The sequence below is a fragment of the Arthrobacter sp. TRD_SC_6 genome, assembly GCF_055361185.1.
The window spans coordinates 85942-102248 of sequence record NZ_CM143953.1; the positions used below are offsets into that span (position 1 = coordinate 85942).

Genomic DNA, 16307 nt, shown 5'->3' on the forward strand with positions numbered 1-16307 from the left:
AAGCGCACGACGGCGGGTGGTCACCTCGGTGGCCGCCCGCCGTCGGCTTGCGGTACTAGCGGCCGCGCTGCTCTGAGCCTTCGGTCGCGGTGGAGCACTCGACCTCGATGCGCGGCTCAGCATCCACTTCCACGAGCCTCGGTGAGAACACCTTCATGGGCCGTTTGTGGGAGAGATACGCGATGCACCCGCGGGAAGAGCCGATTTTCTCGAGGATGAGTTCGACCGCCGGGACGGTCAGCTCATCCAGGGTGCGGCCGGTTGTGTTGGGCTGTGACACTTCGTCGCCGAGCCTGGTGGTCCCGCGCTGGTTAATTTCTTCTGCCGACCAGCGCCAGCTGCCCCAGACACCCTTGCTTTCGAGAAGGGAGGGCTCCTGGTTCACGGGTTGGGCTGCGGCGAAATACCGGGTGTCGAACCGGCGATGCGCAAAGTCCGGGCTGAGCCACGCTGACAGCGGTTTGATGAGGTCTGTGCGCAGGCCCAAGCCACGCTTGGTGAGGATCTCGGCGAAGGTTTTGTCCCCTGCCGCCATTGCTTCGCGCGCTTTCATCCAGTCGGGGTGCCGCGTTCCCTCGATGAGGCTTGAAGCATCGGGGCCGGCGAGCAGCACTCCGGTCTCTTCGAAGAGTTCGCGTATCGCGGCGGTAACGAACCGGCGCGCCGTTTCGTGGTCATCGGTAGCGAGCGCCAGCGCCCATTGGGCGGGTGACGGGCCGTACCAGGCAATGGGGTCCTCGTCCTGCTGCTCCACACTCCCGCCTGGAAAGGCAACCACGCCGAGCGGCGATTCCCCGCGGCGGTAGGAGAGGTAGACCTCTGTGCCTACTGCGGCGTCGCGAATCAGCACGACCGACGACGCCGGACGTGGCTTCATGGGGGTGCGCTCGCCGTGGTCTATCCAACTGCGAGCGGCGCCCTGTTGCTCTTCCGGTACAGGAAAGAGCCTGGTGCTGGATCGGTTCACGAAACTAGACCTACTAGACAAACTCAGCAATTATTTCGACTTCAACGGGCGCATTCAATGGTAGTACTGCAACGCCGACGGCGGAACGGGCGTGGGCACCGGCTTCGCCGAGTACCTTGCCAAGCAACTCGGAGGCGCCGTTGATGACCGCGGGTTGACCGGTGAATGAGGGCTCGGAAGCCACGAATCCGACAACCTTCACGATCCTGCTGATGCGGTCGAGGTCGCCGATCTGCGACTTTACTGCGGCCAGGGCGTTTACCGCGCAAATGGCCGCGTACTCCGCTGCCTTCTCCGCGCTGACCTCGCTGCCCACTTTGCCCGTAGCTGGGAGTTCACCTTGAATAAAGGGCAACTGGCCTGAGGTGTAGACGTAGTTGCCGGACACCACTGCGGGCACATATGCGGCTACTGGAGGTGCGACCTCGGGGAGCGTGATTCCGAGGTCTTGCAGCCGGCTTTCTACTGCTGACACCGCTTCATCTGTGCTGGTCATTACGCGTTCTTCTCCCGTTTGAGGTACGCGACCAGACCCTTGCCGTCCGGGCCCGGGACTACCTGCACCAGCTCCCAGCCGTCCTCGCCCCATTGGTCAAGAATCTGCTTGGTGGCGTGGATGATGAGCGGAATTGTCGAGTACTCCCATTTGGTCATGGTTCACAGGTTAGCGCGTGCTTGTAAACTGGAGTACATGGCTGCTCGTAAATCTCCTCTCTTTGACACGGCAACCACTCTGGGGAAGATCATTGCATTTCTAGGAATCAGTGGACTTAGCGGGGTGCTTGCTGCTGGCCTTTTGGTGCCCATAGCGGCTGCTGCCGGCACCGGCGCTACCGCCTCCATCCAGTTCTTCGAGGATCTTCCGGCGGAGCTGGAGCGCGGGGCGCTCGCTTTGCCGTCCACCATTGTCGCGGCTGACGGGTCCAAGATTGCCACCCTCTATGAGGAGAACAGGCAGCCGATCACCCTGGATCAGGTCTCGGAAAACATGACCGACGCGCTGCTGGCGATCGAGGATGATGAGTTCTATGATCACGGCGGCGTTGACCTGCAGGGAATCATCAGCGCGGCGCTCAGCAACCTGAGCAGCACCAGCACACGTGGTGCTTCAACGATCACGCAGCAGTACGTGAACAATGTTCTGATCGACGGTGGCGAGGTTGATCTTCGGACGCAGAAGACCATGGGTGACAAGCTGAGGGAAGCCAAGCTGGCCATCGCAGTGGAGAAGGAACTTAGCAAAGACGAGATCCTCGCGGGTTACCTCAACATTGTTCCGTTTACTGGCAACACCTTTGGCGTGCAGGCCGCTTCCCGGTACTTCTTCAACGTCGAAGCCAAGGACCTCAACATCCAGCAGTCGGCGCTCCTCGCAGCGGTGGTCAACGGTCCCTCGCTGTACAGCCCCGAGGCGAACCCCGAGCTAGCCCTCGAGCGCCGGAACCTGGTGATGTCCCGGATGCTCGATACCGGGCGGATCACGCAGGAAGAGTACGACGCCGCAGTCGCCACCGATCTGGGCCTCGCTATCACCCCGGTACTGAGCGGGTGCGTCGGGGCTGAGCAGGCACCCTACTTCTGCGACTACGTCACGCACCTGATCCTCAACGATCCTGCCTATGGCGAGACGCTGGAGGACCGCGAGAACGCGCTGTACCGCGGTGGCCTGACAATCAAGACGACCCTCGATGCGAGGGCCCAAGGCGCCGCTCAGACGGCTATCAACGAGACTGCTAATCGGGAAACCACCGATCCTTCTGTAGGCCACTCAATGGTGAGCCTCAAGCCTGGCGCGGGGGACATACTCGTTATGGCTCAAAACACTCGGTACATGCCGGGCGAGACTCCCGGAGATTCCGTTCAGAATTTCAATGTAGATACCTACTATGAGGGCGATGCCAACAAGCCAATCGGTGGTCTGGGCGGGTTCCAGCCTGGTTCAACGTTCAAACCTTTCACCGTGGCCGCCTGGCTGGAAGACGGCCGGGCTCTGAACACAGTAGTTGATGGCAGCAAGAAGGCGTATCCCGTCGGCGACCGGTGGGAGGCAACCTGCTTGCCTCAAGGACATTACGAGATCATCGACGCCGATCCGGATTACACCTACGAGCCGCAGAACTATGGGGATATCAACTACGGGAACTACTCTGTTTTGGAGGGTTTGGCGCAGTCCTACAACACCGTCACCTTCGAAACAGCGGAGCAGCTTGACCTCTGCAAGATCCGCGATATGGCTTTCGACATGGGCGTGCACAACGGAAAGAGCTCCGAAGGAGAGCCGTTGCCGGTCGACTTGAACATACCGATGGTGATCGGTGGGTCAAGTGATGTTGCGCCTATGTCGATGGCCACTGCATACGCCACCCTCGCGGCTGAGGGCCTCAAGTGCGAACCCCGAGCCCTCGTCGAGGTTACGGCTGTCAATGGGGATACTTATCCCGTGCCACCTCAGTCCTGCGAGCAAGTCATCTCGAAGGAAATCGCTCGTGGAGTAAATTACGCCACGGAGGCCGTCATGGACCGCGGCTCTGGACAATTGCTTGAGTTCGGGGACATCCCGATGGCTGGCAAGACCGGTACCAATGACCAGCGGTCACAGACGTGGTTCGTCGGTTACAACAGTGCACTGGCCACCGCCTCTTGGATCGGTAACTGGAAAGAAGGCAACACTGGCCTCGGCGGCATGCAGATTGGTGGGCGCGAGTATCCGGAGATTGACGGTTCTTTGATTGCTGCTCCCTCTTGGGCGCGCTTCATGCAACAGATTCCGGGTGCTTATCAGCCAAAGCCTTTCGTCGATCCGCCGTCTAACATGATCAACGCTTCCCGCCAAACGCAGGTCGATCGATCCCCGAACAACAATGGGAATAACGGCGGAAATACCGGCGGGGGAAACACCGGCGGCATCACCCTTCCACTCCCGCCGAGCAACGGTGGAGGAAGCACGCTGCCCACCACTCCCCCGGACAACAACGGTGGAAACAACGGCAATGGGAATGGCGGCGGTAATAACGGCGGCGACAATGGTGGCGGCAACGGAGACGACGGCTGATCGTGGGAGCCACTAGAGAAGGCGCCCGCACGGGCGTCGCGATGACGCTCGGCCTCACGGCAGCAACTGGCGCAGCAACACTCGGTTACGCAGCCCTGGTTGAGCGCAACTTGTTCGGACTTCGCCGCGAAAGCCTTGCCATCCTCCCAGCTGGAAGCCGGCCGCTCCAGATCCTGCACCTCTCCGACATCCACATGGTGCCGCGCCAGGCTGCCAAGACCAAGTGGCTGCAGGGACTTGCCGAGCTGAAACCCGACCTGGTGGTCAACACTGGCGACAACCTCAGCCATCCAAAGGCCGTCGAACCGCTGCTGGAAGCACTTGAGCCGTTGCTGGCATTCCCGGGCGTCTTCGTCCCCGGATCCAATGACTATTACGCACCGCGCATCCAGAACCCTTTCAAGTACTTCGGGGGCCCTTCGTTCAAGGAATCAAACAAGCCGCCGAAGGAACTGCCCTGGCAGCAGATGTTTGCGCAGTTTGGCTCAGCGGGCTGGATTGACCTCACCAACCGCTCGCAGTCCGTTGCCGTCAATGGCCTTCGAATGGACCTCAGCGGCGTCGATGATCCGCATTTGAAACGGGACCGGTTTGCCGGTTTCCCAGCGGGCAGCAGCACCGCAGCAGAGGCACCGCACCTTCGCGTCGGCGTCGCGCACGCGCCGTACCAGCGCGTCCTGGACACCTTCACCGACAACGGTGCAGACCTGATCCTTGCCGGCCACACGCACGGTGGCCAGGTTTGCCTTCCTGGTTACGGCGCACTGGTCAGTAACTGCGACCTCCCCACCTGGCGTGCCCGCGGGCTCACCATTTGGGAGCACAACGGCGCCACTTCTCCACTCAACGTTTCAGCGGGAATCGGCACTTCGCGCTTCGCTCCGGTGCGGTTAGCATGCCGTCCTGAAGCAGTGCTTCTCACCCTCACGTCACGCTGACCGAGGCTGCCCCAGAAGCCGCCTCAGCGACGGCGCCGTCGCGCGAAGAATGTGACCACTGGCATAGGATAGTTGCTAGGGGACACGAAACCTCGGCTTCCCCATAACCTCTACTGCCAAGAGACGAGCATGCCGACGCAAACAACGCTGTGGGAATCCCTCGGCCGCCTCTATCCACATCTGAAGCCAATTCTTCTCCGCCTGATCCTCGGTCTCTTCGCCGCACTCGGTGCCAGCCTGATGGCGCTCGCCATCCCCCAGGTATTCCGAGTCCTCGTGAATGATGCCCTGGCAGAAGGGCAGGCGACCTCTACGATCTGGATCGCGTCCGGCGTCGTACTCCTGTTCGGCATCATGGAGGCAGCGTTCGTGGCGCTGCGCCGCTTCCTCGTCATTGCCCCGGCAACCACGGTGGAGACCAACCTGCGCACGTCCTTCTACCGGCACCTCCAGAACCTGGCAGTGGCGTTCCACGACCGGTGGGGCAGCGGCCAACTGCTCTCCCGTGCCATGACCGACCTCAACCTGATACGCCGGTGGATGGCGTTCGGGGCAATCATGCTCGTGGTTGACTCGATCACTGTGACGGTTGGCGTGGCCATCATGTTCTTCATGAGCTGGCCCCTCGCTCTGATCTTCATGGCCGCCGCCGTTCCTGTCATGATCTACGGATTCCGCTTCCGAACCACCTACAGCAAGGTCTCGCGCAAGAGCCAGGATCAGGCCGGCGACCTCGCCACCACGGTCGAAGAATCGGTTCACGGTATCCGCGTGCTCAAGGCCTTCGGGCGGAGCCGCGAGGCACTGGACTCCTTCAACGACCAGGCTGAAGAGCTACGCCAGACCGAAATCCACAAGGCCCAGAGCCTGGCCCGGTTCTCGCTGGTGGTCACGCTGCTTCCGGAGCTGGCACTCGGCGCTTCGCTGGTCACGGGAATCCTGCTGGCGGTCAACGGGGATGTCAGCATCGGCGGGCTGGTGGCGTTCTTCGCGACCGCAGGCCTTGTCACCGCCCGGGTTGAGTTCATCGGACCGCTGCTCGCCATGACGTTCACCGCCAAGACCGCAATCGACCGGCACTACGAAGTGATGGACACCGAAGACACCATCACCGATCCAGCCACGCCGCAGAGCCTCGCTGAACCTCACGGCGTGGTCACCTTCGACCGCGTCCACTTCCGCTACCCGGATGCTGAGGACACCTCAACTGACGTGCTGAACGGAATCAACCTCAAGCTCGATGCCGGCGAGACCATGGCCCTGGTCGGCGTCACCGGCTGCGGCAAAAGTACCCTCCTGCAGTTGGTCCCCCGACTCTACGAGGTCACGGGCGGGTCCATCCGCATCGACGGAATGGACCTGCGGGAGTTCACGCTTGAGGAACTGCGCAGCCACGTTGCTGTCGCCTTCGAAGACACCACACTTTTCTCCAACTCCGTGCGCGACAACATCCTGATGGGTGCAGATCCAAAGAACGACGACGACGCCAGCGCCATCCTCGAGGAGGCACTCGACGTGGCGCAGGCCCACTTCGTGTACTCGTTGCCCAACGGCGTCGACACCCTGATCGGTGAGGAAGGGCTGAGCCTCTCCGGCGGGCAGCGCCAACGTGTGGCGCTTGCACGCGCCATCGCAGCCAAGCCCAAGGTACTGGTCCTCGATGATCCGCTCTCCGCACTCGACGTCCGCACCGAGGAATTGGTGGAGGAACGCCTCCGCGAGGTCCTGCGCGACACCACGACGCTGATCGTGGCGCACCGTCCCTCGACCGTGGCCCTCGCTGACCGTGTTGCCCTCATGGAGCATGGACGCATCGTGGACGTCGGCACCCACACCGAACTGCTGGCCCGAAGCGACCACTACCGCTACGTGATTGCGAGCCTCACCGAGGAGCCCGTGGACCTGGACACCGAGCTCGAAGAATTAAGGCACGACGACGAGGAGGCACGCGCGTGAGCACGTCACCCAAGCCTGGGAAATCGGGCCGCAAGGCGCGCGGTGCCCGGCCGTCGTCGTCGGCTGAGGCCCCGCAAGAGTCCCCGCAGGTGTCCTCCGGGGTAATGAACGAGGATGACGTCATCCTCAACCGGGCGCAGAACAAGTCAGTGCGCTCGCGCTCCTTCCGCCTCCTCGGTTCGCTGATCCGGCCCAACCGAAAGCAGTTCGTCTGGACCGCTTTCCTGGTGATTTTCTCCCAGATCGCGCGGGTAGCAGGGCCAGCGATCATCGCTTTTGGAATCGACCATGCCCTGCCCGCGCTGCAGGGCGGCGATCCCGCGATGCTCTGGGCAGCCGGCGCCACCTACCTGGTCGCCGCTGTCCTCGCTGCCACGCTGACCTCCGGGTACGTTCGCGCTGCAGCAAAGCTCAGCCAGGAGATGCTGCTGGACCTCCGCTTGCGGGTCTTCAGGCATACCCAACGGTTGAGCCTCGAATTCCACGAGAAGTACACCTCCGGACGGATCATCTCCCGGCAGACTTCCGACCTTGAGGCGTTGCGCGAACTGCTCGACTCGGGTGTCAGCTCACTCGCATCCGGGGCCATGTACATGGTGTTCACGGCAGTCACCATCTTTGTGCTTGATTGGCCCACCGGCATGCTGATACTGGTCGCGGCAATCCCCATGGCCTTCCTGGCGCGCTGGTACCAGAAGCATTCGCAGATTGCGTACCGCTCCTCCCGCGTGGTGTCGGCACGGTTGATCGTCCACTTCATCGAGACCATGACCGGCATCCGCGCCGTCAAGGCATTCCGCCGCGAGAAGGTCAACGCTTCCCGGTACGACGAGCTCGCCGAGGACTACCGCAAAGTCACCGTCCGCTCCATCAACCTGAACGGGGTTTTCCAGCCGGGCCTGGTGCTGATCGGGAACGTGACAGTTACGGCTGTGCTGCTGTTCGGCGGGTTCCGGGTGCTTGATGGCACGCTTGAAGTTGGTGCACTGCTGGCACTCCTCCTCTACAGCAAGCGCTTCTTCCAGCCCGTGGATCAGATGGCGATGTTCTACAACTCATTCCAGTCGGCCTCCGCTGCTTTGGAGAAGGTGTCCGGGCTGCTGGAGGAAGTACCGACCGTACGTCCGCCGAAGAACCCGGTGCCTCTGAAGGATGCGAATGGCCGGATAGAGTTCGACGGCGTCGAGTTCCGCTACGGCGACGGGCCCGTCATCCTCCCGCGCATGGACCTCACCATCCCGGCAGGTCAGACCATCGCCCTGGTTGGCCAGACCGGTGCCGGAAAGTCCACGCTCGCGAAGGTGATCGCCCGGTTCTACGACGTATCCGAGGGCAGCATCACGCTCGACGGCGTTGACCTAAGGCAACTTGCCCCACGGGACCTCCGCCGCGCCGTCGTCATGGTCACGCAGGAAGCGTTCCTGTTCAGCGGGAGCGTGGCGGACAACATCGCGCTCGGGAAACCAGAAGCGAGCCGCGAGGAAATTGTCGGCGCGGCCAAGGCCGTCGGTGCACACGAGTTCATCGAAGCACTTCCCGATGGATACGACACCGACGTGAACAAGCGCGGCGGCCGGGTGTCCTCGGGTCAACGCCAACTCATCAGCTTCGCCCGTGCGTTCCTCGCTGATCCGGTGGTGCTGATCCTGGACGAGGCGACGTCATCACTGGACATCCCGAGCGAGCGCCTCGTGCAGCAGGGGCTCCAAAAGCTCCTGGGTAACCGGACTGCACTGATCATTGCGCACCGGCTGTCGACCGTGGCGATCGCGGACAGGGTGCTGGTTGTGCACGACGGCGTGGTGGTTGAGGACGGCACTCCGACCGACCTCATCAGCGGCAATGGGCGGTTCGCCACCCTGCACGCGGCCTGGCAGGAGTCGCTGGTCTAGTTCCACGTTTAGTTCGTCTGCGGCTGGATTCTCCGTTATCCTTGAGAGGTTGCTTTCACGGGCAGTTTGAGCCTGAATTCAGCCGTGGAACAGAGTAAATCGGGGTGTGGCGCAGCTTGGTAGCGCGCGTCGTTCGGGACGACGAGGCCGCAGGTTCAAATCCTGTCACCCCGACCAAAAAGAAAGGCTGTCCACGCGAAGTGGACAGCCTCTTTTCATGCCCGTTGAGTGTTCAGATAATTACCGAATGCGACTGCGTAAAGGGGTTTATCTGAACACTCAGCGGGGTTGGAAGTGGGGCTAGCTGAACGTCCGCCCCGTCAGCCGCTCGTAGGCCTCGATGTACCGCGCGCGGGTCTTCTCAACGACGTCGTCCGGCAACGCAGGCGGCGTGGACTCACGGTCCCAGCCGGACGCATCGGACGTGAGCCAGTCACGCACGAACTGCTTGTCGAAGGACGCCTGCGCCTGGCCCGGCGAGTACAGCGAAGCGTCCCAGAACCGGGAAGAATCGGGTGTCAGGACCTCATCGCCGAGCGTCACCTCGCCGGCCGGGGACATCCCGAACTCCACCTTGGTATCGGCGAGGATGATTCCGCGGTCGCGGGCAATCGCTTCCGCCTGCGAGTAGATGTCCAGCGTCAACGACTTCAGTTTCGCGGCGAGATCATCGCCCACCATCATGACGACGGCGTCGTAGGTGATGTTTTCATCGTGCTCCCCCACCTCAGCCTTGGCCGACGGCGTGAAGAGCGGCGTTTCCAGCCGCGAACCGTCAACCAACCCCGAGGGAAGCGGCAACGAGCACACCGTCCGGGATTCTCGGTACTCGGCCAACCCGGAACCGGTCAGGTACCCGCGCGCTATGCACTCAACCGGATACATCTCCAGCCGCTGGCAGATCATGGCCCGCCCGGCTACTTCCGCCGGAACATCAACTGACAGGACGTGGTTGGGAATGCCGGAGAGCTGCTCGAACCACCACAGGCTCAGCTGCGTCAACACCCGTCCCTTGTCGGGAATCTCGGAGGAAAGCACGTAGTCGTACGCGCTGATGCGGTCACTGGCGACCACCAGCACCCGGTCAGTCTCACCGGTCAATGGCTCGTACAGGTCCCGGACCTTGCCCGAGTAGATGTGCCGCCAGCCAGTAATTTCCTGCACCATGCTCATGCCCCGCTCGGTTCGGTAACAACGATGTCGCCGCGGGCGGCCTTTGCTGCGATGTCCGTGCGGTACTGGCCGCCTTCAAGCTTCAGGCGCGTCACGCCGTCGTACGCTTTCTCCCGCGCGTTCGCGAGGTCATCCCCGAGCCCGACGACGGCGAGCACCCGCCCACCGGCGGAAACTACGGCACCGTCCCCGGCGAGCGCCGTTCCAGCGTGCAGCACGTGCACGCCGTCCAGTTCCGCGATGTCATTCAGGCCGAGGATGGGATCGCCGGTGCGTGGGGTGTCCGGGTAGTTCGCCGAAGCGAGGACGACGGCGACGGCCGTCTGGGAGGACCAGTGCAGGTTGTCGACGGTGGAAAGTTCACCCTTCGCTGCTGCGAGGAGGACGCCACCGAGCGGGGTCTTGAGGCGGGCAAGCACTGCCTGCGTCTCGGGATCGCCGAAGCGGGCGTTGAACTCGATCACGCGCAGCCCGCGGGAGGTGAGCGCCAGCCCGCAGTAGAGCACGCCGGTGAACGGCGTTCCGCGGCGGGCCATTTCGTCGATGGTGGGCTGGGCCACGCGGTCGATGACCTCATCGACCAGTCCCGCAGGCACCCACTCGAGCGGCGAATAGGCGCCCATGCCGCCGGTGTTCGGGCCCTCGTCGTTGTCGAAGATTCGCTTGAAATCCTGGGCGGGCGCGAGGGGAACCACGGAGACGCCGTCGGAGAGAACGAACAACGACACCTCCGGACCGTCGAGGAACTCCTCAATGACAACCGACCCACCGGCGTCGAAGCATGCTTGGGCGTGGTCCAGGGCCTCAGCCCGGTCCGAAGTCACCACAACTCCCTTGCCCGCGGCCAACCCGTCGTCCTTCACCACGTACGGCGCGCCGAAAGCGTCCAGTGCTTCCCCGGCCTCGACGTCGTCGGTGGCTACCCTTGCCATTGCCGTCGGCACCGATGCTGCGGCCATGATCTGCTTAGCGAAGGCCTTTGACGCCTCCAGCTGGGCCGCAGCCTTCGTGGGACCGAAGACCGGGATGCCCGCCTCAATCAGGGCGTCGGCAACGCCGGCAGCCAGCGGAGCTTCCGGTCCGACAATCACCAGGTCCGAGCCCAACCGGGAAGCCAACCCAGTGACCATCGCGGGGTCACTCGCGTCGATGCTGTGCGTGGGGACTACCTGCGCAATTCCGGCGTTCCCGGGGGCGGCGTGCACCTCGCTGACGAAAGGGTCAGCCAGAAGCGCTCGGACAATGGCGTGTTCGCGGCCTCCGGGGCCAATCACAAGAACCTTCACAGTAGTTCAGGGTACTGGCTCCACGCTCGGCCGAACCACTGAAGGAAGTTAGTGTGAAGCGTCAGCACCCATACCCGAACCCCGTCTCTCCGAATGAAGAGTATGAAAGCCGCCCGGAAGCCCACCCGAAAACCACCGCTCCTGCCCATGCTCTCGGGCATCCTCGCCGCTGGCCTGGTGCTGGGCGTGGCTGAACTTGTGGGCTCGTTCTTCTCGACCCGTTCAGCACCGCTGATCGCCCTTGGTTCGACGTTCATCGACTTCACGCCGCCCTGGCTGAAGGATTTCGCGATCGCAACCTTCGGCACGAACGACAAGCTCGCACTCTTCGTCGGCATGGCCGTCACCATCATCATCCTCGCCGCCGTGCTGGGCTATGTCGCTTGGCGCCGCTGGATTCTCGGGGTTGCCGGCGTTCTGCTCATGGGCGCTGTGATGGTTGCCGCCGTCGTCTCCCGCGCCGGAGCCTCGCTGCTCGACGCCGTCCCCTCGGCGATCGGGACCCTCGCCGGCCTTGCGGCGCTTCGCTGGATGATCCAGAAGCTCCGCGCTTCGGCCCCGGTGGCAGCGGCTTCCCAAACAGCAGCCGACGACGACGGCGCCTTCAGTACCGGGGGATCCCACAACGTCGGGGCCAAGACCGGGACCAGCCGGCGTGCCTTCTTCGCAGCGGCCGGTGTCACCGCCGTCGTCGCCGGCGCCGCAGCCGCGGGTGGCACGATAATCAGCGGCATCCGCAACACCGTCAACGTAGCCCGCGAGAAGCTCAGCTTCCCGGCTCCGGCGAGCCCATCCGCGCCGGTCCCGCCGGACGTGGACGTGAACGTCGAGGGAGTGCAGCCCTGGCTGACCCCTAACCCTGACTTCTACCGGATCGACACGGCCCTCCAGGTGCCCACAATCGACGTCGACACCTGGGAACTTCGCATCCACGGAATGGTCGAGGAAGAAATCACCGTCAACTTCCAGGACCTGATGGATTCCGAGCTGATCGAACGCCACATCACGCTGACCTGCGTTTCCAACCCTGTGGGCGGGGAGCTCGTTGGCAACGCGAAATGGTTGGGCTACCCGATCCGCAACCTGCTGGAGCGTGCCCGTCCAATGGAGGGCGCGGACATGGTCCTTTCCACCAGCACCGACGGTTTCAGTGCCTCCACTCCCCTGCCCGTCCTGCAGGATGAACGCGATGCCATCCTCGCCATCGCCATGAATGACGAACCGCTTCCGCTCGAACACGGCTATCCGGTACGCATGGTGGTTCCCGGTCTGTACGGCTATGTTTCGGCGACCAAGTGGGTGGTGGATCTCGAAGTCACCCGATTCGCTGATGCGAGGGGTTACTGGACGGACCGCGGCTGGTCCGAGCGAGGTCCCATCAAGACCCAGTCCCGGGTCGAGGTTCCGCGTTCCTTCGCCAGCGTTCCCGCCGGCACCTTCCGGATCGGCGGCACGGCCTGGGCCCAGAACCGCGGGATCGAGAAGGTCGAGGTCCAGGTGGACGACGGACCGTGGGAAGAAGCCACCCTTGCGGGCGAGCACAGCGTCGACACCTGGCGCCAGTGGACCCACGAGGTCAAGTTCGACGCCGGGTCGCACCGCATCCGCTCACGCGCCTACGATCCCGATGGCGTCCAGGCCGAAGAGCGCGCCGACACTGTTCCCGACGGCGCTTCAGGCTGGCACACCGTCCAGTTCTCGGCGGAATAGCTTTCGCGCCCGTCCCCCCTTGTGCCCACCGGATGCCGTTCACTCCGGTGGGCACAAGCTCCACTGCTCTGTAGAACCACGACGGGTAATCACAATGGGTAATACTGGAACCATGCCCTCCACCTTCACATCATCCGACGCTGTGGACCTCGCGGTTCTCGAGCGAAACGGTTTCATCGAATCGCGTCATGTGGGGTCCGCCGTCGTCCTCGCTGCCGACGGCTCCGTAGTGACGGCGTTGGGCGACATCGACACCCCGATCTTCCCGCGGTCAACGTTGAAGCCATTCCAGGCCCTTGCAGCGATGCAGGCTGGGGTCCCGCTGCGGGGTCCGCAGGTGGCCCTCGCCGCGGCGAGCCATGTGGGCAGCCACGAGCATATGGACGTCGTGAAGGGCATGCTGAGCGCCGCAGGCGTAACCGAGGATGACCTGCAGTGCCCGGCCGATTGGCCCCAGGATGAGGAAGCCCGCAACTGGCTGATCCGCACCGACAAGGGGCGTCAGCGGATCGCCTTCAACTGTTCGGGCAAGCACGCGGCCTTCCTGTGGGCCTGCACCGAGAACTCCTGGGATCACGCGACATACCTCGACCCGCAGCACCCCCTGCAGCAGCGCATCGCCGCCCTGGTCGAGGAATACACGGAAGAGAGGGTTGCGCACTGGGCGGTGGACGGCTGCGGCGCTCCGCTCGGTGCGGTTTCGCTGACCGGGCTGGCCCGCGGCATCGGCAAGATCGCCAAAGCGCCCAGTGACAAGCACGCAGACGCCAGGGCAGCAACCATCGCCACGGCCATGCTGGACTACCCGTGGGCTGTGCATGGTCGCGGCCGTGAAAACTCGATCGTCATGGAAGACCTCGGCATCCTCGCCAAGAACGGTGCGGAGGGTGTCCTGGTGATGGCAGCGCCAACAGGCGTCTCGATGGCACTGAAGATCCTCGACGGCAACATCCGCGCCACGTCCCTGGTCGGCCTGACCCTGCTGGCCGCGAGCGGTGCGCTCGACGCCGAAGCGGTGGGGCCGGTGCTGGAAAAGATTGTCCAACCGGTCCTCGGTGGCGGAGTTCCGGTGGGCAAGCTTCGTTTGGCCGCCCCCGTGATGGCACTGCTGGACTGATCATGGCCCGACGGCGCATTTCAGCGGCAGCAGGAGACGCCGCGGTTCGCGCCGTGGCTGCCGGCAGCACAGACAGGACGGAACGCACGACGGCGGTCCGCTACTCCCTCGAAGAACTCGCCTTCCGCGCGCCGGGAAACAGCGTGGAAGTCCGCGTGCCTCCGCTCGGCGTGACGCAGTGTATTGAGGGTCCCCGCCACACCAGGGGAACCCCGCCAAACGTCATCGAGACCGACGCCGAGACTTGGCTGGCGCTGATCCTCGGCTCCCTCTCCTGGCCGGCTGCCGTAGCTGCCGGACGCGTTGCAGCCTCCGGACAGCGCGCCGACCTCTCCGCCGTCCTGCCGCTCTTCGGCGGACGCTATTCCGGGAGCGCACCTCACACGGAGGAGCCGCCGGGATGATCCTCGAACGTAACGGCTCCTCCCAAGCCGGTGGAAAGCGCCAAGGCCTACAGCGCCGGTTACGGGGCACCCTGCAGAGGGGAAGTGCGGCGGTGCGCCGCCAACCCGCCGAGGCCTGGGTGGCGGCAACGGTCATTACCGCGCTGTACTGCGTCTTCTCGGTTGCCCAATGGAACCGACTGGACACTCCGTCCTGGGACCTTGGAATATTCACCCAGCTTGCAAAGGCCTACGCGGGTTTCGACGCTCCGATCGTCCCGATCAAGGGCCACGAGTTCAACCTGCTGGGCGACCATTTCCATCCCCTGCTCATTGTGCTGGGGCCGGTGTACGCCCTCTTCCCCTCCGGGTTGAGCCTGTTGATCCTGCAGAACATCCTTGTTGGTCTGTCGGTGTTCATCATCACCCGCCTCACGGTCCGTCACGTGGGCAGGGTCAGTGGCCTGCTCATCGGCTCTGCCTACGGACTGTCCTGGGGCGTGCAGTCGGCGGTCGCTGTCCAGTTCCATGAGATTGCACTTGCCCTTCCCCTGCTCGCCGTTGCGCTGGAGGCTTACATCGAGAAGCGGCTGCGCACCGCCGTCGTCGCCAGCGCCCTGCTGGTGTTCGTCAAGGAGGACCTGGGGCTGACGGTCATGGCGTTCGGCCTGGTTCTTGCCTGGCGGCACAGGGCCAGCCGGTCCTCTCGTGCAGGCCTGGCCCTTGCGCTGTGGGGACTGGCGTGGATGTTCCTCTCTGTGGTGGTGATCCTGCCCGCGCTCAATACGGGCGGCACCTATGACTACGGCGACCGCATCGATGTGGGCGCGCTCCTCGCGAACCCTGTCGACACGATTCTCATCATGGCAACCGCCGTCGAGAAGTACGAGACGCTCTGGCTGTTGCTGCTCGCCGGCGGGTTCCTGTTCCTCCGCTCGCCGTTGGCCCTCGTGATGGTTCCCACGCTGCTTTGGCGCTTCGTTGCCTCAAATGATTCCTATTGGGGCCCGGACTGGCACTACAACGCAGTCCTCATGCCGGTTCTCTTCGCAGCGCTGGTGGATGCCATCCTTGGCGCGCGGCAGAGCAGGCGAAGGTGGTTGCGCTCCTATAGCGCCGCCGTCGTACCTGTGGTGAGCGTCGTGGCGCTGATGTTGTTGCCGGGGCAACCGGCGGGCACCCTCGCGAAGCCCGGGACCTACGCCCAATCGCCGCGGTGGGACGCTGCGCACCGCATGATGGCACAGATCCCGGAGGGTGCAACAGTTGAATCCGGTGTCGTGCTGATGCCGTACCTGGTGCCGAAGACCGAGGTGTACTGGATCGGGAACGAGAACCCGGCGCCCGAGTACCTGGTGCTCGACGCCGAGGACTGGAGCTGGGGGGCCACGCGCCCCACAAGCGCAGAACAGCACGCGGAAGAGACATGGCCCGGTGAAAGTTACACCCTCGTTTACGAGGAGGCGGGTTACCAGCTGGTCAAGCGTGAGCGCTGATCCCGGTAGCCTTGAATCATGAGTTCGCCCCAGCCTCCCGAGCGCCGACAGGTCACCCTCCGCCGGGCTCCCAAGTTCGCTCCCTTCATGGGATTGGGAGCGGTCATCGGGTTCATCGCAGCGTTGGCTGTCGCCTACACCGGGGACGCTGACCCCACGCTGACCCGGGAAGCGGTCCTCGGTTTCTTCACCGTGGTCTTCTCGCTGCCCGGGCTGCTTATTGGAGCTCTCGTCGCCTTACTGCTGGACTGGATCAGCGTGCGCCGAGCCCGTCAGATGACGGCCGAGCGCACCCACGACGACGACTGAACCAGCCGACAACTTTCCGCAGACTCCT

General features: G+C 63.7%; 14 protein-coding genes and 1 tRNA gene. 10 read left to right on the forward strand and 5 right to left on the reverse strand.

From position 1 onward, the window contains the following. Positions 1-55: 55 nt before the first annotated feature. From ACWA1U_RS00430 to ACWA1U_RS00440, 3 genes are read right to left on the reverse strand one after another with little or no spacing between them, the layout of a single operon-like run. On the reverse strand, positions 56-967 hold the full coding sequence (locus ACWA1U_RS00430) for an NUDIX hydrolase (protein WP_463723382.1): 912 nt from the start codon (positions 965-967) through the stop codon (positions 56-58). A 13-nt stretch (positions 968-980) separates the two neighbouring features. Continuing rightward, positions 981-1463 carry a RidA family protein gene (locus ACWA1U_RS00435; protein WP_463723383.1) on the reverse strand — a complete coding sequence of 161 codons (483 nt, stop codon included), beginning with the start codon at positions 1461-1463 and terminating at the stop codon, positions 981-983. Next, positions 1463-1621 carry a DUF4177 domain-containing protein gene (locus tag ACWA1U_RS00440; RefSeq protein ID WP_463723384.1) on the reverse strand — a complete coding sequence of 53 codons (159 nt, stop codon included), beginning with the start codon at positions 1619-1621 and terminating at the stop codon, positions 1463-1465. Before ACWA1U_RS00440 ends, ACWA1U_RS00435 begins: the two co-directional genes overlap by 1 nt. Before the next feature lie 37 nt (positions 1622-1658). Between ACWA1U_RS00440 and ACWA1U_RS00445 the strand changes: the two genes are divergently transcribed. The 5 genes from ACWA1U_RS00445 to ACWA1U_RS00465 all read left to right on the forward strand — a co-directional run bounded on the left by ACWA1U_RS00445 (position 1659) and on the right by ACWA1U_RS00465 (position 8982). Further along, positions 1659-4019, forward strand: coding sequence for a transglycosylase domain-containing protein (locus ACWA1U_RS00445; RefSeq protein ID WP_463723385.1), 2361 nt, complete (start codon positions 1659-1661; stop codon positions 4017-4019). Positions 4020-4060: 41 nt separating this feature from the next. Beyond that, the gene (locus ACWA1U_RS00450) at positions 4061-4957 is read left to right on the forward strand and encodes a metallophosphoesterase (RefSeq protein WP_463725091.1); all 897 of its coding nucleotides are present in this window, start codon (positions 4061-4063) and stop codon (positions 4955-4957) included. Between the two features lie 129 nt (positions 4958-5086). After that, entirely contained in the window at positions 5087-6913 is a 1827-nt protein-coding gene (locus tag ACWA1U_RS00455) for an ABC transporter ATP-binding protein (protein WP_463723386.1), read from the forward strand. 104 nt (positions 6914-7017) lie between these two features. Continuing rightward, complete coding sequence (locus ACWA1U_RS00460) at positions 7018-8805, forward strand: ABC transporter ATP-binding protein (protein ID WP_463725092.1); 1788 nt, start codon at positions 7018-7020, stop codon at positions 8803-8805. A 100-nt stretch (positions 8806-8905) separates the two neighbouring features. Then, positions 8906-8982: transfer RNA gene (locus ACWA1U_RS00465), tRNA-Pro, on the forward strand. 123 nt (positions 8983-9105) lie between these two features. Here the strand turns inward: ACWA1U_RS00465 and ACWA1U_RS00470 are convergent. After that, entirely contained in the window at positions 9106-9978 is an 873-nt protein-coding gene (locus ACWA1U_RS00470; protein ID WP_463723387.1) for a phosphoribosylaminoimidazolesuccinocarboxamide synthase, read from the reverse strand. After that, positions 9975-11264, reverse strand: a complete 1290-nt coding sequence (gene purD / locus ACWA1U_RS00475; RefSeq protein WP_463723388.1) for a phosphoribosylamine--glycine ligase — start codon at positions 11262-11264, stop codon at positions 9975-9977. Before purD ends, ACWA1U_RS00470 begins: the two co-directional genes overlap by 4 nt. 102 nt (positions 11265-11366) lie before the next feature. On the opposite strand from purD, the gene ACWA1U_RS00480 reads away from it, so the two are divergent. From ACWA1U_RS00480 to ACWA1U_RS00500, 5 genes are all read left to right on the forward strand, one after another. Next, positions 11367-12974: a molybdopterin-dependent oxidoreductase gene (locus ACWA1U_RS00480; protein WP_463725093.1), complete on the forward strand. Its 1608-nt coding sequence runs from the start codon at positions 11367-11369 to the stop codon at positions 12972-12974. Positions 12975-13086: 112 nt separating this feature from the next. Next, positions 13087-14091: an asparaginase gene (locus ACWA1U_RS00485; RefSeq protein ID WP_463723389.1), complete on the forward strand. Its 1005-nt coding sequence runs from the start codon at positions 13087-13089 to the stop codon at positions 14089-14091. Between the two features lie 2 nt (positions 14092-14093). Further along, on the forward strand, positions 14094-14495 hold the full coding sequence (locus ACWA1U_RS00490; RefSeq protein WP_463723390.1) for a sterol carrier family protein: 402 nt from the start codon (positions 14094-14096) through the stop codon (positions 14493-14495). Then, positions 14492-15970 (forward strand): DUF2079 domain-containing protein, encoded by a 1479-nt coding sequence (locus ACWA1U_RS00495; protein ID WP_463723391.1) that lies wholly within the window; start codon positions 14492-14494, stop codon positions 15968-15970. Before ACWA1U_RS00490 ends, ACWA1U_RS00495 begins: the two co-directional genes overlap by 4 nt. Positions 15971-15988: 18 nt before the next feature. Then, complete coding sequence (locus ACWA1U_RS00500) at positions 15989-16279, forward strand: hypothetical protein (RefSeq protein ID WP_463723392.1); 291 nt, start codon at positions 15989-15991, stop codon at positions 16277-16279. Positions 16280-16307 lie beyond the last annotated feature (28 nt).